Source organism: Photobacterium sp. GB-210 (assembly GCF_003026075.1).
In the GTDB taxonomy this organism is placed as follows: Bacteria; Pseudomonadota; Gammaproteobacteria; order Enterobacterales; family Vibrionaceae; genus Photobacterium.
This window is the reverse complement of record NZ_PYNU01000021.1, coordinates 1-24,113: the sequence shown is the minus strand read 5'-3', so window position 1 is coordinate 24,113 and position 24,113 is coordinate 1. Positions and strand designations below refer to the sequence as shown.

Sequence of the window (24,113 nt, the reverse complement as noted above, 5' to 3'; positions counted from 1 at the left end):
ACGTTCAAAAACAACGACTATCGCTTTTATCAAACGATAGTTAACTACTCATCACGACCTAAATGCTTACTGCCACTAGAACTAACTAAACTCGATACTACAATTGCCATATAAAACACGCCGACAATAGCTTCTAAATATGCGAAAACTTTCGCAATCGAAGAGACCGGTAAAATATCGCCATAACCTAATGTCGTTAAGGTAACAAAACTAAAATACGCCGCATCAGAGAAATTTTCATGCCATGGCCCTGAATTGATACCATGAATTGAATCGGGGAAAACACGAACAAGAATCAAATACGCAATCGCCCACATTAATCCAAGCAATAAAAATAATGCCATAGAGCCAATGATCTTATTGGTATTTATTGAGCCTGTGAACAGGATCTGACGCATAATAGATTTAAACGTGCCAAAAAAGAATACAAACATCAGCGATAGCATAATAATTTCAATTTCTTCAATACCTAATAGGATTCTAGCAATCATCGCCATAATCCAGATTCCGACCAAAGATGTTAAAAAACGAAACCATGACCTATCAAAACGTAAGCTTAATAAGCAGACAATAAACGTAATGACAGTAAAGGCCTCTAACGCATACTGAACTATGCCATGCGGGATCACTTTTTCTAGTGACGCACTAATTAATAAGCTTATTAAAGCTATCGTCAGAAAAAAGAAATTATTCTGCGAGTTAATTTGTTCTATCTTTTTTTGTAACACAGTATTCTATACTCCATGTAATATACCATCTAATTAAGCTTATCGTGCTAACCGATGATGCGCTTTGGCAAAATGGCCTGAACAAAAAGCTCCAATAATTGAAAGTTCACCGGCTAAACATAAAACGGCACACACTTCTGCTAATGCTTGAGAGTGGCCACTTCCATATAAACCTAATAGTTCTAAACACGCTTTTTGGCTAGGGAGATGTGTTCCTCCACCTACAGTCCCTACCATTAAATTGGGTAATGTCACCGATACGCAAAGAACATCATGTTGATTTAGTTCCATTCGCGTTATACCAACAGAAGATTCCGCAACACATGCCGCATCTTGCCCACATGCAATATAAAATGCAGCAAGCGCATTCGCATAATGTGCATTAACACCGATAGTACCGCTTAACGCACCGCCTACTGTGGTCATTTTGCCAAAGTCGACCATTTTTTCAGGGGTCGTATGAAGATATTTCTTCACTAGCTCACGGCTTAAATGTACTTCAGCAGTCACTTTCTTCCCACGAACCGAACGCAACGTTTGTGCCGTTGCTTTTTTATCACCAGATAAATTACAGTCTAGAAAGGCTTCAACAGGTTTAATCGGTGTATTAGCAAGAATATATTCAAAAACGGCATTAGTTGAAATCGTCACCATGTTTTGACCAGATGCGTCACCGGTTAGATATTCAAATACCAAGTAAACATGATTACCTTCCATGCTCAAATTAATGTCTGATAACTTACCGTAGCGCGTGGTTGATTCTGCAATCGTTTTAAAAGTATCGTATTGTGTTGTGACCCAAGTAATAAATTTGCTCGCCTGTACAAGTGATTCAAACGCAAAACCTGGTGCTCGTGTTACGCCTTCATTTAACAATATAGCACTTGCTCCTCCTGCTTCACTGATCAGAAGAGCCCCACGATGATAAGATGCAACTAATGCCGCTTCTGTTGTTGCTAATGGCACAAAGTACTCACCACTAGCAAATAGACCATTCACTTTTAAAGGCCCTGCAATACCTAACGGCAACTTTACTGAGCCAATAAAGTTTTCTATGTTCTTTTCGTAGCAATGCTGTTGTTGCTGAGTTTCGGTATCATACAAAATAGTTTGAGAGTTAATGTTATTCAACACTTCCCAGCGTTTGGCGATGATACGATCACTGATATATGGGTTACGCGGTAACTTTTTTGTTAATTGTTTTACTATGGGATCAAGGCGTTGATGTAATTGCGAAGAAGAAAGCTGACCTAACATGGAGGTCACATAATCCGGACGATGTAAGTTAAATTTTGGCATGAATACAACACATTACTAAATGAATGCGTATTATATCGCTAAACGCACCATTCACTGCTCATGCCAGATAAGATTTAAATTGAGAGACTAAAGCACCATAACATGGTCGCAAAGAATACGGTCCTCTTGGCAAACTAATACCATTTCAGCCATAAACTCACCTTCTGCTTTGCTGAAAAATTGCTTCCACACAATAACAACAGAATCAGGTCTTTTAAACACAGCAACAGGAAAGCGTTCAGTAAAAAAGCCTTTTTCCGATTGGTACTGTTCACACACTTGTTTAAGGTAATCTTTCGTCACAATAGCCTTTAATCGCGGAGTAAAATCGCGAACGTGTGCTGAATGATCTTGCCGTGTTGACGCATCCATTAAGTTATCCATTATAGGTGTTGCTAACAGCAAGATTTCACCATCATCAATAGAAGTAAAATTCATTAAAACCTCTTTTAAATGGGCTTAGTGAGGTTGCTTTGGATAACACGGTACATTTTCAGGTAATTGATACCAGCTCACTTTTTCACTTACCCAAACATGCATTTGTGGCTTGAACATAACATCGTCAACGCAAGCAACAGGCTTAAGTTTAAGCTTAACTGTAGAGCGATCATCAGGGTTAAAATGATAAATACGATTACCACATTCAGGGCAAAATACCGCCGTATTGGTGTTGCCACTATCGGCTTCACGACTCCACATTTTTAATTCACCACTAAATGTAATATCTTCTGCAGCAATCACCGCTGTAATACTAAATGGGCTAGTTGATAGTTTTTGGCACTCTTTGCAATGACAAGCAAAGACTTTTAATGGCTTATTTTTTAATACATAAGAAACCTGACCACACTGGCATTGCGCTTTTATTTCCACAAATAATCTCTCACTTTCAAGTAAAATATCACAGTAACAGTGCCTTGAATTTAAACTTAGATCTTGTTCACAAATATCAGATAAGAAAAAAGCCGAACGAGTCGGCTTTTATCAATATTATTCGTATCCGGTAAGCTCCATAAAGCCTTTTCCTTTATGACTACCACTGACCCGAATAGGTCCTTCCCAATAAGGGAAAATAAAAGGTAACCACTGTTCTCGACGAACAACGGTAGTTTTAATCTTTATGGATTGTGATGGTATCTCGATTTCCCATATTAACGGGAACTGCTTTCCTTTAACGGAAAAATATTTAATCGGTTTCATGCGGATCTGGTGGTTATCAAGCTTAACCACTTTACCATTTCTCCAAGAACGAGAACCAAAAAAGTAAGGCTTTTCACCGTGTTCACGTAGTTGAGAAACCATCAATGCACTGCCATCATCAAGGTGAATAGAGAACCAATCCCATCCCTGCTGCTGCAAGCTAAGCATACTGCTACTCCATTCACGATCAAACCAACCTTGGCCTTTTACGCGATAGGTTTCGCCATCAAGCTCTAGCATCCCTTTTACATTCAAAAAGGGCGCACTGTAATAATAAGAGGCAATATCTAGCAGTGGGTGTTTCCGGCTATAGCCATTATCACCCTGTAAAACTATCGATCCCGCTTGTGTGATATCTAAAATTGCTTTCATATTATCATCAGCAAATTCAAGCCTACCGGGAAACGGTGAATTATCTTTTGAGCGCCATGTCCAATTATCTAACCATGCTCGAAATGGGTTTAATACCACCCCTGCTTGCCCTATTCCACCGCGGGCAAAACGCTCTGCTCGCCATGTTTTCTTATCAGTTGTGATCACCGCATGCGCCATATACATTTGTGGCGTTTTCCAACCTTTGGTTTCTTCATCCCCCGTCGCCATTCGGAATAATGTCCATTGCAACGCTATTTGCTTGCCACTTTCAGATTCAAGGTTAGTGGTGAAATACCACCATTCAGCACGATATTCAGGATGTGAACCATAATCTTTAGGAAATTGCAGCTTGTTACCTTTCACTACAGGCTCAAAAACATAGTCGGTTGATTGAGTTAGTGATTCCACAGATTTGCTCGGTGGTTTTTGGTTATCGCAAGCATTTAAAAGCAACGCTAACGTTAGGGTAACTACAACGCGACAGAGCCATATTAATGACATCTTCATTAGAATGACTCCCTTAAAGACAAGATTGCAGAGCGACGAACCAAACGCCAAACAGGCCAGGCTCCAGCCACCAACAAGGCTAATAAGGCAGTACCCAATGTCGTCAAATAATCCACAGGGAAATATTGCACTGGCATTGTCCAACCAAAGGAATATTTAAGCACCACATCAATTAATAGCTGGGCAAGAAACAAGCCTAGCGGCAATGCTATCAACGACGTCATCACGCCAATAAACAGCAACTGCCCACCACCAAGTAACGCCAATTCTCGTCCTGTCATTCCCATGCAACGTAGCAACGCAAACTGACGTTGACGTGATACTTCCCCTGCTATTGTGGCAAAAAATAAACCACATATCGCAATGAACAAGGTTAAATGTCCCAGTGTTGAGGTCACAACAAACGTGCGATCAAAAACCCCCATCGCCTCTTTCATCAAGGCTGCATTATTACGAATACGTTCAGGTTGTAAACGGAAACGAGCACCAAGATCGGCAAGTAATTTATCTGGGTTTGCGTTCTTATTAAGGTGAATAGCTAATCCAACTTGCCCAGAATGGGGCCAGAAACGCTGCCACTTAGACTGTGAAATTAATACCTGACCATAAGGGTTACCATAGTCATAATAAATACCGACAATTTTCCAACCTTTATTCATCGGTGCGGGCAAATTAATGATATCTCCGACATCCCAATGATTTTTAAGTGCTATAGACTCACTCACCATAACCGAGCGGCTTTTATGCAGTGTCTTCCAATAGTCATAAGCTGTTTTTTTAACGACTAACGCTTTTTTCTCGCCAGAAGTATCACCAATACTCATGACTTGAATAGTACCAGCGTCAGACGGCGTTTCTTTTTGCCAGCTCCACCAAACTTGCGCAACTTCTGGCTGGTCTTGTAACCACTTAGAGATACGTGGTGCCATATTCATTGATGGACGTATATAAATATCAGCGGCTAACCGTTGCTCTAGCCAACTTTCAGTGGTGTTTCTAAAGCTACCTACCATGGTTTCCATACCAATATTTGATGCTAAAGCCAGCATAAATGCCATCGCAGCAACACCTCGATAGCTCAAACTTGCCGCGGCATCATTAAAAAACCATCGTAATTGTGCCGAGCGACAAAGCTTGCCGAGCCATAAAAACAATTTCCACATCAGATATGGCATGAATAAGCCTGAAGCAATCAAGATAAATGCAATCAGCGCAAAGCCAGCTAGTTGTCCATGAGGCAGTTGATAGATGCCAAAGGCAATCAACATGAAGATACCTGAAAACAAAGCTTGCCACGCAAATTCTCGACCGCTAAAGCGAATTAAAGACAAATGAGCTGCGAGCCGTGATGGTTGCGATCTCACTAACCGGATCAAAGGCCAAGTACAGGCAAACGCACAACCAAAGAAAGCAATGGCTAAACTTGCCAGTCCCCACATCCAATGCCACTGAATTTGCAAGCTAACGTTAGCACTATAAAGATCATTGAGAGATGCAGCGACACTCGGCAGTAATTGCTGAGCTAATAACAAGCCCAATAAATTACCGCCAATCAAGCCTAAAACAATCCAAGCGATTAATTCAAAAACTAACGCTTTCGCGATTTGTCCACTGGTGACGCCTAATTGACGTAACACACCGACTAAAGGCTGGCGCTGAGCAAAAGATAGTGACATCGCTTGATAGAAAATAAATAACCCAACCACAAACGATAGCATGCCCATTGCAAACAAATTTAAGTGAAATGCATTAGTTAAGGGCTCTAATTTCGCACTTTGTTTCCGTTCTAAGGTTAATCCTGGAGGAAGAATATGAGTTAACTTACTTAATTGTTTTCGGCTCATCTCCCCGCAAACAACAGCAGTGAAACCAGAACTTGGGTTCAATTCTCGCAACAATGCAATATCAGCAATCATACGAGGTTGATTCATTCTTTTGTCTTGAATAATCTCGACTGGACCGATTTTTTTTCCAGAATCTAACGTGATCATACTGCCATCAGACAAGCCAATATAATTTGCGAGCTGTTGACCTATCATGATCGGATAAGGTGGACGCATCAATTTCAGCAGTTCTACCTTACCTTCATCTAATCCATTCGAACCTGACACAGACATCATTGTAACGGGATCAATACCTAGCAATTGAAAGTCACGTTGCTGATCAGTCACGATGCGATATTCTTCCATCGGCGAGCAAGTTTTCAATCCAGCTCGGCGCATTTGAATATAAAAACCCTGTGGGACTTTCATCCCCATTTGTACGTGGCGAATGCGATAAGGGAAAGGATTAGAAAAAAGTTGTTCACCTTCGCGGTAACTTTCTTTGGCTTGCTGATTTACGGCCATAACGCCAACAAGTAAGGCAATACCTAACGTTAGGCCTAACCATACAAGAACAATTTGAAACGGGTGACGTCGATAATGCCCCCATAACGCATTAACTACGGGGCGTAACATGAAGTTGCCCTCCCTGCAGACGAACATGGCCTTGCATGTGTGATGCGACTTTCTTACTGTGTGTTACAACAAGTAGGGTGCAGTGAAGTTTTTTTGTGAGAGATAGAAGTAACCGAATAACGGCTTCAGCATTGCGTTCGTCAAGGCTACCCGTTGGCTCATCGGCTAACAGGATCTTAGGCTCCATATAAATAGCACGTGCAATCGCTACACGCTGTTGCTGCCCTCCTGATATTTCTTCAGGATAACGCTCTAACAACGGCATAAGATCTAATGCAGAGATCAATTGACGCCATAACTTATCATCTGACGCTAATCCCTTAAGCTGACGGCAAAATTTAATATTATCAGCAACGGTTAATGTCGGTAATAAATTATATTGCTGGAAAACCAAGCCAATATTATCACGCCTAAAGGCCGTTCGTTCTCGCTCTGAAATAGAATGTATGGGTGTGTTGCCCAGCCAAATCTCCCCTTCATCAGGAGTATCTAGCCCTGCAATTAGGTTTAATAACGTACTTTTACCTGAACCACTTTCACCCATTAACGCAACTTGATCACCGGGTTCAAGATCTAAATTCGTTCCTTGAAGCACAAAATGAAATTCGGAGCCGTCACGGTATCCTTTGCAGAGTCCTGCGAGTCGTAACATTTATATCACCAACACTTGAAATCACATCAACTACTTAAAATTTGAGCAATTGATTAAAATAACTAAATAAATACGTCACGCATTTACGCGGCAAATTTACAGCAAATAGCACTGTCATTAAAGTTATTTCAATTGTCAAAGTCGCGATAAATAGTATCACTTAACTTAAGCAACTTATTATTAACAATCTTAACTTTTATAAAAAAATTATAACTTATACTGTGAATTTGTAACCATGCCTAACGTCAATATATTTTCTGTTATTTCATCTGTTATCATGAATATAAAGACGTTAATTCCAGATTGTATTTACATATCTATGACACTTAGCAACATAAATATCCGTCGATGTTTTTTAATTACGTTATACTCATCGCCTATTTCATAATCAGTAGCTTGCGAATGTATCAATTAACGTTCTCCCTAGAAGAATTTCTCACCCAATATTGGCAAAAAAAGCCAACCATTATTAAAGGTGGCTTTAAGCACTTTGTCGATCCTATCAGCCCTGACGAATTAGCGGGGCTTGCGATGGAAGAAGAAGTTGATTCTCGCTACATTGCAAAAAAAGATGACCAATGGGAAGTCCTGCATGGGCCATTAACCTTCGATAATACGCCAGAAGAGAATTGGTCGTTCATCGTACAAGCCGCTAATCATTGGCATGAAGGTGCAGCACAATTAGTCACTCCTTTTCGTCAACTTCCAGGCTGGTTATTTGACGACTTAATGATCAGTTACTCAACCCCTGGTGGCGGTGTTGGTCCTCATATTGACCAGTATGATGTATTTATTGTTCAAGGTTCAGGAAAACGTCATTGGCGTGTGGGTGAGAAACGCGATGATTATGAGGAAGAGTTTCGTCATTCGGCATTACGCCAGATTAAAGGTTTTGAACCAATCATTGATGAAGTGTTAGAAACGGGAGATATTTTATATATTCCACCTGGTTTCCCACATGATGGCTATTCTGTGGAAACATCCATGAGCTTTTCTGTCGGTTTCCGTTCGCCTAAAAAACAAGAGTTATTAAGCACCTTTGCTGATTTCGTGATTTCAAATGATATTGGTGATGTCCACTACCACAATCCAGCCCTCTCTACCCGTCGTTGTAATGGTGCAATTTCAGAGCAAGATTACCATGATCTTGAAACCATGATGCGCAGTTTGCTTGATCACCCGCATTTGTTAAAACAATGGATGGGCGAACATTTAAGCCAAAATCGTCACGAGTTAGATATTGTTCCGTCTGATCCTGAGTGGAGTAATGAAGAAACCTATCAATGCTTAATGAATGGCGATAGCTTTAATCGCATTAGCGGCTTACGTGCGTTTTATCATGATGCTCAACCTGAGATCATCTTCATCAATGGTGAACAATACGCATTACCCGATGAATGTGCAGAGACCGCAAAACAGTTTTGTAATGAGCAAGTCGTGACTGCTGAATCTCTAGGCAATGCCATTCATCACCCTGCCGTATTAACGCTACTTACTCAGCTTATAAACCTTGGATATTGGTACTTAGCAGAATAAATAAAGTCATGTTATCACACTAAAAATGGCCTAAATAAGCGGGAGTCAACCTCTTCTTTTAGGCCGTATATTTAAGCCACTAAATTATTCATCCAACGACGAGAATGTACACGAAATGATGATGCAAACCATTTAATTAGCTCTTCTAAACCTAATAAAGCATAAACCCACTCTATCGGCCAATGTAAAACAAATGCACAGAATGCGGTGACGGGAATACCGATCATCCATTGCGCAATAATATCTTGATAGAAGCAAAACTTAATATCACCACCAGCTCGTAATACACCAACAATCATTACCATTGGAATACTTTTTAACACCAGAATAACTGCAAAAATATCAAAGAAATGATCAGTTAACGCGCGTACATCTTCTGTTAATCCTGAAAATAAGCTTAATAACGGCTGTTTAATTAAAAACATCACACATACCGTTAATAAAGCAAAACCTAAGTTAAGTAACGAGAATGCCCACGCCTTTAAATAGGCTTCATCATTTTTATTGGCACCGAGTAAATTGCCGATAAATACAGCTGACGCATTTGAAATACCGATCAGCATTGCAAGTGACAGTGACTCAATCGGCGTGATCACCGACATTGCAGCAAGCCCATTTACACCTAATTGCCCTATAATCGCATGGTAAACAAAAATTCCCCCCGCCCATGCAAGGTGATTAAATGTAATCGGTAATGATAGTTTAAGAAAACGCTGAATATCTTTTTTATTACAAACAGCTACAACCGTTTGTAAATTAAACGCTAATAAATGTTTTCGCCCATATAAATACGAGGCCAGTAATATCAGTTCAATACCACCACTAAGCAACGTTGCCCATGCAGCACCTTTGATCCCCATCGCTGGCAAACCAAATTTACCAAAAATAAATACCCAATTAAGGAACATATTGGCACTAATACCAATCGCACTAAAAAAGGTACTAACACCGGGCTGGTGCATCGAACGTAAACCCACAGCGATACCAATACCAAATGCCGCGCCGAGTAAGTTAAATGCCGTAATACGTAAATAATCAGAACCTAACGCGATAACTTTTGGCGATTGTGTCGCAAGGCCCATGATCCATTCTGGCGCAAATAAAAACAGTGCCGCTGCGACTGAAGCAAAACAACCGCTGATCATCACGGTTAAGGCTGTTGCTTCTCGTACTCCTTGCTTATTATTCGCCCCCCAATATTGAGCAGTCAACATCGCACCGCCTGTCGAGACGCCAAATAACATAATAATGGCAACAAAAAAGGCTTTACCTGCAATACCAGCAGCGGCTACTTGGGCATTCCCTAACTGGCCTAACATCAAAATATCGACAAGACTTCGACTTGAAAACAACATTGACTGCAACGCAATAGGTAAAGCAATCCAAAATAACGAACGAAGGAAGCCTCGATCAAATTGTTGAAGAATGAGTGTCGGCATTGCAATAATCCCTAATAACAACAATCGATAATATAATAGTTATTATCGTGTAACCATTGGTAAAATTTACTGATAAACTGTCGTGATAAAGCAGAGTAATTATCTAAAATAAAGCATACTGATAGATAATCAATTTGACGTGAAATGTTATGCTAATCGCGAAAATAACTTGATGCCATACCTATTATTCTGAACTTGGTTACAATTAACAAAAATATAAATCTTTATATCTACGATAACTCTTCTTAAGTCACACCATAAGGAAATGGAGCAATGAGGTAATGAAACAAACAATTCTAGTGGTCGGCGCATCAGGCTATGTGGGTAGCCATTTAGTGCCAGAATTGCTAAATCAAGGTCATCACGTTAAAGCCACAGGACGCAACTTACAATTGCTAAGAAAGCGTGGCTGGAATGATCTTGATAATCTTGAATTAATTTACCTTGATCTCAATGATGATAGTGACCTTACGGATCTCTTTCACGGTGTTGATATCGTTTTCTTCCTTGTACATGGTATGAACCATGGTCATGATTTTATTGATTTTGAATTAGACTGCGCGCGCCACTTTAGCCAATATTTAGAACATAGTCAGGTTAAGCAGGTTATCTACTTAGGCGCGCTACAATCTGAAGATGCAGCTTCAACTCACCTGCTAGCTCGTAAAGAAACAGGTAATATTCTTCGCAATAGTGGCAAAACTATCGTCGAATTACGTGCAGGTATCATTATCGGTCCTGGCTCTGCCGCTTTTGAAGTGATGCGCGATTTTGTAAGTCATCTACCTGTGATGCTAACACCACAGTGGGTCAGTTCTCGCAATTCTCCAATTGCGCTTAGAAACTTGTTATTTTATTTAACTGAGCTGATTAAAAAGCCTAATAATGAAAACCTCATTTTTGATGTTGCAGGACCAGAACAACTTACCTACCGCGATCAAATGGTACGTTTAGGTACACTGCTTAATAAGAAAATTCGCGTGATACCGCTTAAATTCTTAAGTCCAGCTATGGCAACTTATTGGCTACGTTTTATTACCTCAGTACCGACCAATATTGCGAGAGCATTGATCAACGGCTTGCAATATGATTTACCAGCTGATGGAAGCAAGTTACAGCAATACATCCCACAAGTCTTAATCAGTTACGATGATGCGGTATCAGAAGCATTAGAGATGAATGATGAGATTATTGATAGTGAGATTTGGGGATTTGACCCTGATGCATTATCGCGCTGGAAATCTAATTATGGCTATTACCCTAAACAAGCGGGCTACACGTTAAAAACCGATGCGAGTGCTGAAGATTTATGGCAACAAGTTCAGCTCGTTGGTGGAAAAGAAGGTTACTTTTTTGCCAACAGTCTATGGCGTATTCGTGAATGGATGGATTCAATGATTGGTGGTAATGCTCTAGAACGTTATCGCCGTGATCCTCAACATTTACAATTGGGCGATCGCATTGACTCTTGGAAGGTGATCAGTCTTGAAGAAAACCATTTCTTATCACTCCTGTTTGGGATGAAAGCGCCAGGTTTAGGACGATTAGAATTTACCATTAATGATCATGGTGATCACCGCTCAGTGGATATTCGAGCATGGTGGCACCCGAAAGGTTTTAAAGGTCTTTTATACTGGTTCGCTATGATGCCTGCACACCTATTCATTTTTAGAGGCATGACATTACAGTTAGTCAAACGTTGTAAAGCGAAAGCGAAAGATGGACAGATTGATACGGTATAACCTTGGCTTTGCTTGTCATTTCTAACAAAACTTATAATCCGTAATAAAAAACGCCCGATAGTGCATGTTATTTCTAACAGCAATATCGGGCGTTTTTCATTTACGGAATGTCACCATCAATAGGTGATATACCGTATTATGCAGCCACTTGTTTTGTTGCACATGTCATTCTGTATGCAGCGATTGGGCCACTGATCAATGTGAACGCAATCAAGATAGAAACCGGGACAGCCGTTATCACAATGAACGATTGCAGTGCATTTAAGCCACCGTCACCTGCAAGCAATAATACCGCAGCAACCACACCCATAGTGATCGCCCAGAACAAACGATGCTTACTATCAGGTTCATTATCACCAGAAACCACCATCGCAATCGAATATGCCATTGAATCACCCGTGGTAACAACAAAGGTTGTCGTCAACACAAGAAACGCAGGTAATAAAATACCGCTTAATGGCAAGTTAGACAGTGATGCTAATAATACCGCCGGTAAACCACCGTCATTCAGTGGGCCAGAAATTACACCCGGTGTTTGTAGCTCAAGGAAAATACCAGTACCACCTAATACAGCGAACCAGAAATTCGTCACGATAGGCGCACCAATCGCAACCGCAAGAACTAAACCACGAATGCTACGCCCTTCTGAAATACGTGCAATAAAGATTGCCATCATCGGTGCAAAACCGATAAACCAACCCCAGAAGAACCATGTCCACCATACATTCCAAGAAGGCTTATCATTCGCTAAGCTTAGCTCGCCAAAATGATGAATGTAATCACCAAACGCGCTACCAAACTCAGTTAAAATAAATTTCGTTGGGCCTAAGAATAGCATTGCTAGTAATAGTCCAAACGCACCAATCACGTTTAAGCGTGATAGCCACTGTAGACCTTTATCCATTCCTGACGCAGCAGAAAGAGAATAAATAGACACAACGACGGCAAGGATCATTAACTGAGATTGAACGTTATTTTCAAGCCCTGTTAGCAACTCTAAACTATAACCTAACTGCGATGCTAGGAAACCAATAGGGCCAATTGTACCTGCGGCAACGGCAATAATTGAGCAAGCATCAATTACACTACCGAACCAATGATCTTCCAACTTCTTTCCAAAGATAGGAAAAAGCAAAGCACGCGGACGTAATTTTACGCCATGTTCATGGTGTGCATACATTAATACAATAGTTGCCAACGTGCCCAATACAGCCCACGCTAAAAAGCCCCAGTGTAAGAACGCTTGACCCAGTGCAGGGTCGACAGCTTGTTGTGTAGATCCAACAACACCTTCAAATGTCGGCGGTGGTGTAATGAAATGGTAAATTGGCTCAGCGGCAGACCAAAATACGCCACCACCCGCTAATAAAGTACACATGATCATCGCTAACCAACGAAAAGTACCGATTGTTGGTTTTTTCACGGTTCCCATCACCTTTTTACCCAAAGGGCTAAAAGCAATGGCTAAAGCAATAAGAAAGTTAACCAGCATTAAGATCTGCCAGCTATAACCAAAAGCATTGGCTGCAGATTCAAAGCTAGTTTGAATTAATGCTGTAAAGCTGGACATATCAGCCAGTGCAGCAAAAATGAATAAGGAAATGAAACCAATAGTTAGAATTGGAACTAGTTTTGCTTCAAAACGAGAAGAATCTGAGTTCAAAGATGTGTTGTTACTATCAGCTATTTGACATGCATTACTTGGCATAAATATCTCACGTTGTTTGTGAGGGACGAGAGATTAGCAGCTAAAAAGCATAAAGACCAGTCAAAAACTCCTTTATTTTCAATAAAAAGACCATGCAATCTATCATTGCATAGCTTTTTAATTGGTAGATCATGACGTTACATATTTATATTACAAATTTTGATTAACGATAAAAAATTGAATATTTATTATACAGGCTGTATTGATAGGATAATAATTACCAAACATCGAAAGTCTTTATTGCTCTAACCATTTCCCATCTGGTATTACAAAATACAGTAGATAATCATGCAGCAATAGCCGTCTATTTGGCAGGTTAACGTCTCTATAATTCGTGGTAATAGGTACAATAATGAGAAAAAGCATCACTTTCACTGCTCACCTCTTCGACTGAGTTTACTCGTCGGCACTGCGATATCACTTAATCGAAGCAAAGAGATCAGCTAATGAAAAATGTTGTCTAATGAAGAAGGGATAAATTCGAATATGTAACAGCAGATTCATCCATAATTAGCTCATAAACAGTCAGTGAGTGAATATGATCAATATGCAGAATTTGTTGCCTAGGTATTAAAAGCTAATCATTCGTTTACTCTAATGGTTCAGAAGCCAATGTCACACAGCCTAACTGCTGCTTAATATATCGCTGGCGCAGTGTTATTTGTACTGTTACACGAGATCGGAATACCAACCGAAACCATCACCGTTCACAAAGTTAAGGCTTTTCGCTCTTCTAACATGTGAAGGATTAGCGAATGCTCTGATTGATAAATCCATTCAGAGAGAGAAATCGATTTTACGTGAAAGGCCAGCCAACGAGACATAGCCCCCATCTGGTTTTGTCATATGAATGAAAAGCGGACTCTTTACCTTGGCTAAAATCAAGTCTAAATCTCGATATAAGCACATATCTAAAAATTTAATCATTAATCCGTTTTTTAATGTATTGCTTAGGCGGTCGTCCGAGGGTTTTTTTAAAGAAAGTAATAAAGGCGCTTACTGATTCGTAGCCTAAATCTTCTGATACTCGCTGTACAGGCTCCCCTGATGACAGTTTTTGCAATGCAATCACAATATGAAGCTGTCCACGCCAATTACCAAAGGTTAATCCTAATTCCTGCTTCACTAAACGCGCCAAGGTTCTTTCACTCATCGCATATTTACTTGCCCATTCACCAACAGTACTGCGATCGCTTGGGTTATTAATGAGCTCTAAAGCAATACTGTGTAATCGACTCTCAGTCGGAATTGGAAAATCAAAATGTTCAGATGGCATGCTCGTTAATTCATCAATCAACACATCCGCTAACCTTGCGGTTTTACATTCGGATGTATAGGAGAGATCGGATTCTGTTAAACGAACAATAAGCTCACGTAAAAGTGGAGAAATAGATAATGTGCACGCTTTAGATGGCATTCCAACTACATCTGGATCAACGAATAGCATACAAGTATCGGCATCAGGAGAAACACTATTACTATGAGGTACTTGGCTTGGGATCCAAACTGCGCAATTCGCGGGAACCATCCAGATAGCGTCAGCAATTTTACAACGAACAAAACCACTTAAAGGAAGAACAAGTTGTCCTTTACGGTGTTGATGGACTGGGATTTCTTCATCCTTCTCTAACCCAGATAGGCGCAATGCAACGACCTTTTGTGGATAAAGATCGGAGTCAAACTCAGGGAAATGGATACTGTACTTCATAATTTGTCCGAATTTAGATATCTACTGTCAATATAACTTAATACAGAAAAAATTAGGAGAGGTATTATGTCATTAAAGATTTAAGGAGAGAGCTATGTCACATAAAAATAAAAAAACAGTCCCTAAAGTTGCACGACCAGCATTGGTTATCCTGGGTATTTTACTTATTGCAAGTAACCTACGTGCGCCACTTACAGGATTAGGACCTATTCTAGAGTTCATCTCACAAGATTTAGGTTTAAGTGCAACACAAGCCGGTATGTTAACTACTTTGCCTCTGTTGGCCTTTGCCCTATTTTCACCGGTATCATCTGGCCTTGCACGTAAAATCGGCTTAGAGCCATCTCTTATGATAGCTCTGGTTCTTGTTGGTGGTGGTGTGCTTATCCGTTCCGGTGGCTCAACCTTAATGCTATTTTTAGGTACATGCATTATCGGTATCGGTATTGCGATTGGTAACGTATTACTGCCAAGCTTACTAAAAAGAGACTTCCCAACAAAAGTTACTACGTTGACTGCTGTCTATGTATTAATCATGGGTATTGGCTCAACGTTAAGTTCAAGTACGGCTATTCCAATGATGAACCTAGCAGGTTCAATGGGCATTACGGCAATTCCGCATTGGGCATTTGCTTTAGCAACCGTACTGATCTTCCCTATTATTTCAATTATTGTATGGTTGCCACAATTATCAGGTCACACTCGCCCTTCAGCTGATACGGCTGATATTGATAGCCATAGCTACCTATGGCGTTCAGCGGCAGCATGGCAAGTTACCATCTTTTTAGGCTTAAACTCTTTTATCATGTACATCTTTATCAGTTGGTTACCAAGTATCCTAATTGATAACGGCTACACAGAGAACCAAGCGGGTTACTTACATGGTGTATTACAGCTTTCAACTGCCATACCAGCACTCGTGCTTATTCCACTTATGGCAAAAATGAAAGACAAACGTGCAATGAGCTTTGCGATGGCTGTCTTAGCCTTCATCGGTATTCTTGGCCTACTTATGATGCCGGAACACGCATTAATCTGGGTAATTTGCTTTGGCTTTAGCTGTGGTGGTGGTTTTATTCTTGGCCTGTCATTTGTTGGTATTCGTACTCATGATGCCCACCAAGCAGCCGCACTATCAGGTATGGCACAATGTATGGGTTACTTACTTGCAGCAACTGGCCCTATTATTTTTGGCTCGCTACATGAATCGACACATAGCTGGGAAGCACCACTATATATGACACTTGCCGTCTGTGTGGTATGGGGATTCTTAGCACTGTTTGCAGGACGCTCACACGTTATCATTCGCTCACAAAGCGGTAAAGATATCGTTATTGATGCACCCGTTCATGAAAATATTCACGAAGAACTTAAACGCGTAAAAAATGAATTAGCGCTAGTGACTGAAGAGCGTAACGAACTTAAAAAAGCATTTAACGCAAAATTATAAAGCTCTCTTAAATTGGCAAGGACGCCAATCTCTTATTACTTATATATCGGCAGGACGCCGATATTTTTTATCTGCTTAACATACACTTATGCAATAACAGCTTGTAATAACAATGATTGCCGCTAATAGCAGTTAGTTTTAACGTAAGTTTTATTTCTTATGAGTAAACCACAATGAAACTATCTTATCTTCTTACGAGTGTTGCTCTTTTTTCTCCCCTTGCACTAGCAGAATCTACGCAATCACAGCCACAACAAAACGTATTTTATATCCTTGCTGTCACCATCATCTTTTTGATCGCCCTTGCATGTTACCGCGTAACTAAAAACAAAGCGCGCAAACATAAACCGGAGATACCTTCATTCATACACCATCTCATTGGTTTTGTGATCGGCTTTATTTGTTTCTATGCCTTATTCTATTTTCTTGGGTTTTGTTTTTAATTCCATCCATCAATAGGCGAATAATAAGATGTCATATACCATTAAATTTGCGCACTATGGCTAGTGTTCTTACAGGAATTATCTCTTTTACTCATTCATCATCTAACCTAATAATAAGAAAGCAACGTGTAATTCACACAATTTACTGACATAACATACAATAAAGTCTATATCCTCAAAGAGTTAGTTTTGCTAACGGCACAATACAGTGCGTCACAGAGGAGATAGTATGAAAGGAATAACCATCGCAAGTGTTTTACTTGCCACCGTATTACTCACTGGATGTAATCAGCAACACGATCACCAAATCCACGGTACATTAACTCACGTCGGCATTGCCACTGACTTCGACTTAAACAACACCCCAGCTGTCAGTATTATCTTGTCAAAAGATACCGAACATTACTTAACTATTTCACTGAATCAGCACAGCCTTCAAACCTTACTTGCACATCAAAACACCCAAAACTTCAATCAAAAAAATAACAATATTGATGCCAATTTAACTTGGGATGGGCATTATATTATCGATAAATCACGAGCATCAGGTATCGTGTTAGACCTAGAATATATTAATAAAACAACACATAGTGCAAAAATTCACTACACCGCCACACTTGTTAACGCCAAGAAAGAAAGCAATAAAACTATAGAGCTTAGTGACTCATTCACTTTAGCTGCTGATGATCTGAAGGTAATCCAAGAACTGAGTTCCAAGCCAGCCAGCTAACTAGATGAAATAACAAATTTAATTGGTAATTGATTAAGGATTTTAACAAGGTGATGGGATATTAATGGACATCGTCGTGTGAACACGTATGATCAGCGCCAATCTATTGAATCCCATATTGGAATAGCATTTTGATTAGAGAAAATGTATTTACCTCATACGAAAATTGGACAAAACCTTTCGTATCAGAAGTCGCTGAAATCATTAACCTACTGAAAGATCATGGCTATGATGCAAAGAAGTTAGCGTTAGTCACTGGTTTGCAAGAGAAGAATGTAAGTAGCTGGACAGCGAAATACAAAAAAGAACCTTTCAATGTGTCGACTATTCCATACCCATGTTGGTGTTTCTTAGCGGCATTAATTGGCAAACAAAGCATTGCAACTAATGGCAAAGTGATCCCAGTTGAGGATATTCGTCGCGTATTACGCTTATTCAAACCATCAGCATTTGGTGCTCGTAATACTTTTGTATGCCCAACCAACGAACAATTTGCCAAGCTAATTGATAGCGGCCTATTTGAAGAAATGACAGCGCAGAATATTTGTGAATTATTTAGTTGGAACCCAAGTCAGTTTGTTGAAAGCATTCAAACAGGCAAACTCCCTTTCCTCAATTGGTGTTTAATCATCATGATGTTAGGAATTAATATTCAAAAAATGGTACTTAAAGACTTAGAAGCCCCATTAGAATACGTACCAGAATAAACTTCGTTTAGTCTTCAAATTCTAGCAAACGACTGTTTTACCACAGTCGTTTTTTTATTCTTAAAAACCATTAACTTATTAACAATCAGAATCTTATCTTTTAAGCATCTTACCCAACCCACCTAACACAATCGCACTAACAACAACATTTACAGCAAAACCAATGCTTATTAATAAAATAGTAAGTGGATTGCAGATATAACTGCTGGTATAGGTACTACACATTGCGCCAACTTCTATCGTAAAGAACGACCATGGCAAAGCTAAATACAAAAAGACGATATGGTTTTCATAAAACAAATGATTAAGATCCGTACTTACGTACAGAGATAAAAACCAAATTATGCCGTAAATAATAGGCACCATAAATGCGATAACAAAAATCCGTTTTCTATTCATTGACCGATTCTCCTTTTCATATTCCCAACACCAGTTTAGCTGCATATTTTCGATTATGTTATACCGTAATAAGCATGTTTCGCGATTCACTTCAGGTTAAGTTACAACTGATATAGTCATAATACATTACGTATAACCTTCGTTATTTCCTCTCCACTGTTTTATGCTTCTGGCTACTCTGCGCGCGGAATATCGTTACCATTAATGAGGTGACTATGGTGAAACCATCAAAACAACTGACATGGCTACCATGGATTGCGGGTATTGCTTTTTTTATGCAGACTCTTGATGCCACAATAATAAATACAGCAATCCCCTCCTTGGCCAAAAGCTTACATGAATCGCCCTTAACGATGCAGCTAACCATCATTAGCTACACTCTGACTGTTGCGATCTTAATTCCTATCAGTGGCTGGCTTGCTGACAGATTTGGCACCCGCATTATATTTGGCTGGGCTGTAGGCTTATTTACACTCGGTTCGTTGGCGTGTGGATTATCTGGCACATTAACGCAACTGGTACTGGCTCGCATTCTCCAAGGTGTTGGTGGCGCAATGATGGTGCCTGTAGCACGCTTAGCATTATTACGGAGCTATCCACGTAATGAATTTGTTCACGCGTTAAACCTAGCAACAATGCCGGGATTAATCGGTCCTATTGTCGGCCCTGTACTTGGTGGCGTATTAGTCACTTATGCTAGTTGGCATTGGATATTCTTAATTAATATCCCTGTCGGTATTATTGGGCTATGGATGACCAAACGCTACATGCCTAACTTTACTTCAACTGCGAGTAAGTTTGATGGTTGGGGATTTATTCTATTTAGCTCAAGTTTAATTACTCTTTTAAGCGGCATTGAACTTTTAACTAAATCAGAGACGGCTTTAATTCCAGTTATAACCTTATTAATTGGTTTTACTCTTCTTGTTACTTATATTTATTACGCATCAAAAAAACAAAACGTGCTTATTCCTTTATCACTTTTTAAGACTAGGACTTTTTCTGTTGGTATCGGTGGAAATATATTTTCTCGTTTAGGTACAGGGGCTATTCCTTTTCTTATACCACTTATGTTGCAAGTTGGGATGGGAGCATCAGCCTTATATGCAGGGTTAATGATGGTACCCTTAGCCTTTGGCGCATTATTAGGTAAATCATATGTCGAAAGAACCCTTAAACGTCTAGGCTATCGCAAAACATTATTTTGGGTCACTATAGTTATTGGTATTATTACAGCGGCATTTGCCCTTATATCAGGCCAGTTATCTCTATGGTTAGCCCTACCATTACTGTTTGCGTTAGGCATTGTTCGCGCAACACAATTTACCGCAATGAACACCATAACATTAGCTGATTTAGATGATAATCATGCAAGTGCAGGCAACAGTATGCTAGCGGTAACCCAACTACTTTCAATTAGTTTTGGTCTTGCTATCTGCGCGTGTGTTTTACACTTTTTCTCAACCTATTACGCTGGCAATGATATGTCTCATTTTCACCAGACATTCATCGCTATGGGCCTGCTAACCGTTATTTCTGCAGTGTCCTTTTTATCCTTAAAACAATCCGACGGTAATAACTTAATACACAGATAACATTCATGTTAGCGATGAAATAAGTGAGCATCTGTACTAAACATACTGATGCTCACATCGATATATGAGTAATAAAATCAAATAAATGTCTTCTGCCATTATTAGAGGCTAATACACCTTTGGTGATATCTCCTTCATGGGAGGAAATTGCGATAATCAATAAAGAAAGGTGTTTAAGTCGTTACTTTTATACATAAGTGGACAACGACAATCATAATCAACGAGCTAGCCAAAATGCCAAAAACAGAAGGTAGCATCCTCCTGCAATTTTAAATAGCTTACCGGCATCAGGCTAAAAATCGTTTGTAATCCAAGTAAGCAGTAACCGATAGAATTAAAGCTCCCGCCCCCATACCTAACGCGCTAAAAATCCCATGCCGCCTTGAAAGTGAAATCGCTCGCCTGGCAACAAAAATAAGGCTGGGACCCGGACTCATAGCGCCGAGAGTAATCGCTCAAGTAACTGCCAATATTGGTATGTATGTTTGAAAATCAATATCCATGAGTTTCCTCAATAACTATCTATCAAAAAAACCAGAGAACCGGTTCAATGAGCCGCTGATAAAATCAAACGCAACCAGAAGCTTAACTTTATGCTTGATACGATTTCGCTAGTTTATCCAAAAATTCGTGTAGCTTTTGGTTCATCTCATCATAGTTATGACTCAGTAATACTTCGGGCTTCTCAACAAAACGAGAATCTTCTACCTCACTGAGATCAGTATTTTCGATGAGCAGCGCTACGACTTCTTTAGTCAATTCCATATGACACTGAAAACCAAACACCAAATCGCTATAAGCAACAATTTGTCTAGGACAACCTTCACTATACGCAATGATTTCAGCATCAGGTATCAGTCCAGGCATATCGTTATGCCAATGGCCTACTTCCAAAACGGTGCCAAAATGCTCAAACAGCGGATGGGTAATACCGTCTTTGGTTAGCGTGATAGGGAACTTACCTATTTCACGTTCAGGGCTATGTTCATAATGAGCACCTAACGCTTCACCAATAAGTTGGGATCCCAAGCAAATACCAAGTACAACTTTGCCTGCATTAATCGCTTTTGTAATGACTGCCTGTTCACCTTTGGTATCGAAGTGAGAACATTGTTCGATAGTGGTTGCAGGATCTTGTGGGCCCCCCATAACAATCAGAAAGTCAATGTCTTCAATATCTTGGGGGAGAGGTTCACCTAGATATACTCGCGAGTATGTAATGGTATAACGGTATTTCTTCGCCCAAGCTTCATAAGCTCCAGGAGCCTCAAAATCTTCATGAATAATGAAATGGATACGCATCTTTAACCCTTTACTGAATAATAGGCTGACAATGTTATACCAAATCTAAGTGGCGCATTTTATACTAACAGACACCTAATGTAGATAAGTCGCCAACCATGCAAGCCAATGAGATAATCAGAAACTTTCCTGATAAACAATTCATAACTAGAACGACCCAAATGGCCTCTGGCTATATTGATGATTTCCACTCACATCCATGGCACCAAATATTGTTCCCAAGCCAGGGATTGTTACAATCAGACATTGGTGATAAAAGCGGGATAGTGCCTCATAATGCCATGCTCTATATACCCGCAAATACAGTTCATAAATCCGTTGCGATTACAGATACACAATTTTTGGCGATTTACCTCAACCCAGGCAAAAATCTTCGGTATGGAAGCGAACCTAAATCCTGTCAGGTAAACTCTTTCATCAAAGAGTTGATACTACTTCTGTTTGAAAGCAACACACACTCTCAATCTGAGTCCAATATTACGCATTTACTGATGGTGTTGAGAGATCAAATCGAAGCTGCAGAAAGTTATGAAATACCACTGCTTATTCCTACCGATAAGCGTCTTTTCTCTATTTTCGATCAGCTTCAAAAACAGCCTGATTTGCCGTTTACATTAAAAGAATGGGCGACAAAAGTCGGTGCATCTGAGCGCACATTGTCCCGATTATGCTCGAAAGAGTTTTCTCAATCTTTTGCACAATGGCGACAAAACATAAGGCTAGTTTTATCTTTACAATTGTTAAGCTCGAAAATGAGTATTCAAGAAATTGCTATCGAGTCGGGATATTCTTCCGATTCCGCTTATGTACAGGCATTTAAGAAATTGTTTAATCAGACACCAAGAAAGTACCGAACAGCAAACCTTTAGCTCGTATTCTGATTCGTTGTTTTACGAATCAGAGTAACATCACTTGTGATGTGTCTTTTGCCTAGCTTTTGGTAGGGGAAATGCAGGTCTCTAAAAATTATAGAGTATTAGATCTGAATGATTTAGGGGCAGAAATGAGTCAGCTATGAAAGCTAGCTCGAAGTTGGACAAAAGCGAGTTACGCACTTTCCTCTATTTTGGCTGGTAAGTAATAGGAAAGGTAGGGATAACGTCAGCATAACGGGCGTTTATTAGCCAAAACTGATTGAAACTGGCAAATCACCGTCTTTAAAAAATGTGCCACGATTGAACGTCCCATTCATGCTCTTGTTATGTGAATACGAAAGCATCCAATGCTTTAAGCATAAAACCAGGAAATACAGCTCCAAGGTTGTAAATCAAACTAATGGTAAACAGGTTTTCTTTTCGTTTTCTTTCTTCAATTCCCATTATCCACACCTTTGCTGCAAGTAATGTCTCTTGATTTAAGGCAAATTTACTCACATACCTATCGGTTAAAAATGACACAACAAAAAGCGAAGGGATCAGAATCTCAATAACGACACCCAACTTTTCCAACAAGATAGAAAAAATAATGCAAGTGGTAATGATTATCGGAAATGTAACTCGCCCTCCCGTAACTCCATTAATTGAACCACTGAAGTCCCTTGTGAGAAGACGAGTGTCATAATAGATATATACTACTGAAATCAACAGTTTTAGCTCTTCAATAAACTTCAAAACTTCTCCCTGAAGACAGACACATAACGCCGCATTAAGTGGTGAGCAACGCAGACCACCAAGCCTAAATTATTGTGCCGTAAACACTGAAACTGAAGCAAACCAAAAATGCCGAGCGTTGGGAATCCATCTTAAATGCTTTGTTGAACGAAGCCGCTGCGCGGCAGAGTAAAAGCCCATAAGCTCGACTACGGTAAATATACCTTTAAAAAAGGAGTATTTATCATGAATAAAGCACAGCAACATCGTTCAGATTATCTTTATGAACAACACCTTACCCATCTCACCTTGCAAGGTAAACGTCCCGCTACGATTGATGCTTATAGTCGTGCTCTACGTCGCATTACCCATCAACTGGATAAATCACCAGACACGTTAACTACCGACGACCTGAAACGGTATTTTACACAACTGATCAAAACACATTCATGGAGTACCGTGAAAATTGATCGCAATGGCTTACAGTTTTTCTTTAAGCATGTCCTTCAACGTGATTGGGAGTGGCTGAACATTGTAAAGCCGCCACA

The 24,113-nt window shown here is 39.9% G+C and carries 22 protein-coding genes; 8 read left to right on the top strand and 14 right to left on the bottom strand.

Annotated features, from left to right (window positions below; all coding sequences use genetic code 11):
* Positions 1-44: 44 nt before the first annotated feature.
* The 7 genes from C9J38_RS17690 to C9J38_RS17660 form a co-directional block, all read right to left on the bottom strand.
* Positions 45-728, bottom strand: coding sequence for a potassium channel family protein (locus C9J38_RS17690; RefSeq protein ID WP_107208242.1), 684 nt, complete (start codon positions 726-728; stop codon positions 45-47).
* 39 nt (positions 729-767) lie between these two features.
* Positions 768-2,027: a hydroxymethylglutaryl-CoA reductase gene (locus C9J38_RS17685; protein WP_107208241.1), complete on the bottom strand. Its 1,260-nt coding sequence runs from the start codon at positions 2,025-2,027 to the stop codon at positions 768-770.
* An 87-nt stretch (positions 2,028-2,114) separates the two neighbouring features.
* The gene (locus C9J38_RS17680; protein ID WP_107208240.1) at positions 2,115-2,465 is read right to left on the bottom strand and encodes a hypothetical protein; all 351 of its coding nucleotides are present in this window, start codon (positions 2,463-2,465) and stop codon (positions 2,115-2,117) included.
* A gap of 21 nt (positions 2,466-2,486) precedes the next feature.
* Positions 2,487-2,897, bottom strand: coding sequence for a GFA family protein (locus C9J38_RS17675; RefSeq protein WP_107208239.1), 411 nt, complete (start codon positions 2,895-2,897; stop codon positions 2,487-2,489).
* Positions 2,898-3,014: 117 nt separating this feature from the next.
* Positions 3,015-4,106 (bottom strand): lipocalin-like domain-containing protein, encoded by a 1,092-nt coding sequence (locus C9J38_RS17670; protein ID WP_107208238.1) that lies wholly within the window; start codon positions 4,104-4,106, stop codon positions 3,015-3,017.
* Positions 4,106-6,565: an ABC transporter permease gene (locus C9J38_RS17665; protein ID WP_107208237.1), complete on the bottom strand. Its 2,460-nt coding sequence runs from the start codon at positions 6,563-6,565 to the stop codon at positions 4,106-4,108. The genes C9J38_RS17670 and C9J38_RS17665 overlap by 1 nt, the downstream gene beginning before the upstream one ends.
* Entirely contained in the window at positions 6,546-7,217 is a 672-nt protein-coding gene (locus C9J38_RS17660) for an ABC transporter ATP-binding protein (protein WP_105060132.1), read from the bottom strand. The genes C9J38_RS17665 and C9J38_RS17660 overlap by 20 nt, the downstream gene beginning before the upstream one ends.
* A 402-nt stretch (positions 7,218-7,619) precedes the next feature.
* On the opposite strand from C9J38_RS17660, the gene C9J38_RS17655 reads away from it, so the two are divergent.
* A complete protein-coding gene (locus C9J38_RS17655) occupies positions 7,620-8,753 on the top strand; it encodes a cupin domain-containing protein (protein WP_107208236.1) in 1,134 nt (377 codons plus the stop codon).
* A gap of 71 nt (positions 8,754-8,824) precedes the next feature.
* Here C9J38_RS17655 and C9J38_RS17650 read toward each other — a convergent pair whose 3' ends face one another.
* Positions 8,825-10,192: an MATE family efflux transporter gene (locus tag C9J38_RS17650; RefSeq protein ID WP_107208235.1), complete on the bottom strand. Its 1,368-nt coding sequence runs from the start codon at positions 10,190-10,192 to the stop codon at positions 8,825-8,827.
* A 281-nt stretch (positions 10,193-10,473) separates the two neighbouring features.
* Between C9J38_RS17650 and C9J38_RS17645 the strand changes: the two genes are divergently transcribed.
* Entirely contained in the window at positions 10,474-11,934 is a 1,461-nt protein-coding gene (locus tag C9J38_RS17645; RefSeq protein WP_107208234.1) for an SDR family oxidoreductase, read from the top strand.
* 136 nt (positions 11,935-12,070) lie between these two features.
* Here the strand turns inward: C9J38_RS17645 and C9J38_RS17640 are convergent, their stop codons facing one another.
* Both C9J38_RS17640 and C9J38_RS17635 read right to left on the bottom strand, forming a co-directional pair.
* On the bottom strand, positions 12,071-13,642 hold the full coding sequence (locus tag C9J38_RS17640; RefSeq protein ID WP_107208233.1) for a BCCT family transporter: 1,572 nt from the start codon (positions 13,640-13,642) through the stop codon (positions 12,071-12,073).
* 919 nt (positions 13,643-14,561) lie between these two features.
* Positions 14,562-15,350 (bottom strand): helix-turn-helix domain-containing protein, encoded by a 789-nt coding sequence (locus C9J38_RS17635; RefSeq protein ID WP_107208232.1) that lies wholly within the window; start codon positions 15,348-15,350, stop codon positions 14,562-14,564.
* Between the two features lie 94 nt (positions 15,351-15,444).
* Here C9J38_RS17635 and C9J38_RS17630 point away from each other — a divergent pair, with 94 nt between their 5' ends.
* From C9J38_RS17630 to C9J38_RS17615, 3 genes are all read left to right on the top strand, one after another.
* Positions 15,445-16,800, top strand: coding sequence for a CynX/NimT family MFS transporter (locus tag C9J38_RS17630; protein ID WP_107208231.1), 1,356 nt, complete (start codon positions 15,445-15,447; stop codon positions 16,798-16,800).
* A gap of 672 nt (positions 16,801-17,472) precedes the next feature.
* Entirely contained in the window at positions 17,473-17,973 is a 501-nt protein-coding gene (locus C9J38_RS17620; protein ID WP_107208229.1) for a hypothetical protein, read from the top strand.
* A 131-nt stretch (positions 17,974-18,104) separates the two neighbouring features.
* On the top strand, positions 18,105-18,680 hold the full coding sequence (locus tag C9J38_RS17615; protein WP_107208228.1) for a hypothetical protein: 576 nt from the start codon (positions 18,105-18,107) through the stop codon (positions 18,678-18,680).
* 93 nt (positions 18,681-18,773) lie between these two features.
* On the opposite strand, the gene C9J38_RS17610 is transcribed toward C9J38_RS17615, so the two are convergent.
* Complete coding sequence (locus C9J38_RS17610; protein WP_107208227.1) at positions 18,774-19,079, bottom strand: hypothetical protein; 306 nt, start codon at positions 19,077-19,079, stop codon at positions 18,774-18,776.
* Positions 19,080-19,294: 215 nt separating this feature from the next.
* On the opposite strand from C9J38_RS17610, the gene mdtD reads away from it, so the two are divergent.
* Entirely contained in the window at positions 19,295-20,674 is a 1,380-nt protein-coding gene (gene mdtD, locus C9J38_RS17605; RefSeq protein ID WP_107208226.1) for a multidrug transporter subunit MdtD, read from the top strand.
* 287 nt (positions 20,675-20,961) lie between these two features.
* Here mdtD and C9J38_RS22085 read toward each other — a convergent pair whose 3' ends face one another.
* Both C9J38_RS22085 and C9J38_RS17595 read right to left on the bottom strand, forming a co-directional pair.
* A complete protein-coding gene (locus tag C9J38_RS22085; protein ID WP_233218523.1) occupies positions 20,962-21,111 on the bottom strand; it encodes a LysE family transporter in 150 nt (49 codons plus the stop codon).
* Positions 21,112-21,265: 154 nt separating this feature from the next.
* Positions 21,266-21,976 carry a type 1 glutamine amidotransferase gene (locus C9J38_RS17595; RefSeq protein ID WP_107208225.1) on the bottom strand — a complete coding sequence of 237 codons (711 nt, stop codon included), beginning with the start codon at positions 21,974-21,976 and terminating at the stop codon, positions 21,266-21,268.
* Between the two features lie 98 nt (positions 21,977-22,074).
* Here C9J38_RS17595 and C9J38_RS17590 point away from each other — a divergent pair, with 98 nt between their 5' ends.
* Positions 22,075-22,845, top strand: a complete 771-nt coding sequence (locus C9J38_RS17590; protein WP_107208224.1) for an AraC family transcriptional regulator — start codon at positions 22,075-22,077, stop codon at positions 22,843-22,845.
* 330 nt (positions 22,846-23,175) lie between these two features.
* On the opposite strand, the gene C9J38_RS17585 is transcribed toward C9J38_RS17590, so the two are convergent.
* Entirely contained in the window at positions 23,176-23,586 is a 411-nt protein-coding gene (locus tag C9J38_RS17585) for a hypothetical protein (RefSeq protein ID WP_107208223.1), read from the bottom strand.
* A gap of 225 nt (positions 23,587-23,811) precedes the next feature.
* On the opposite strand from C9J38_RS17585, the gene C9J38_RS17580 reads away from it, so the two are divergent.
* Positions 23,812-24,113: site-specific integrase (locus C9J38_RS17580; RefSeq protein ID WP_158259521.1), on the top strand; the 302-nt coding region annotated here is incomplete at its 3' end.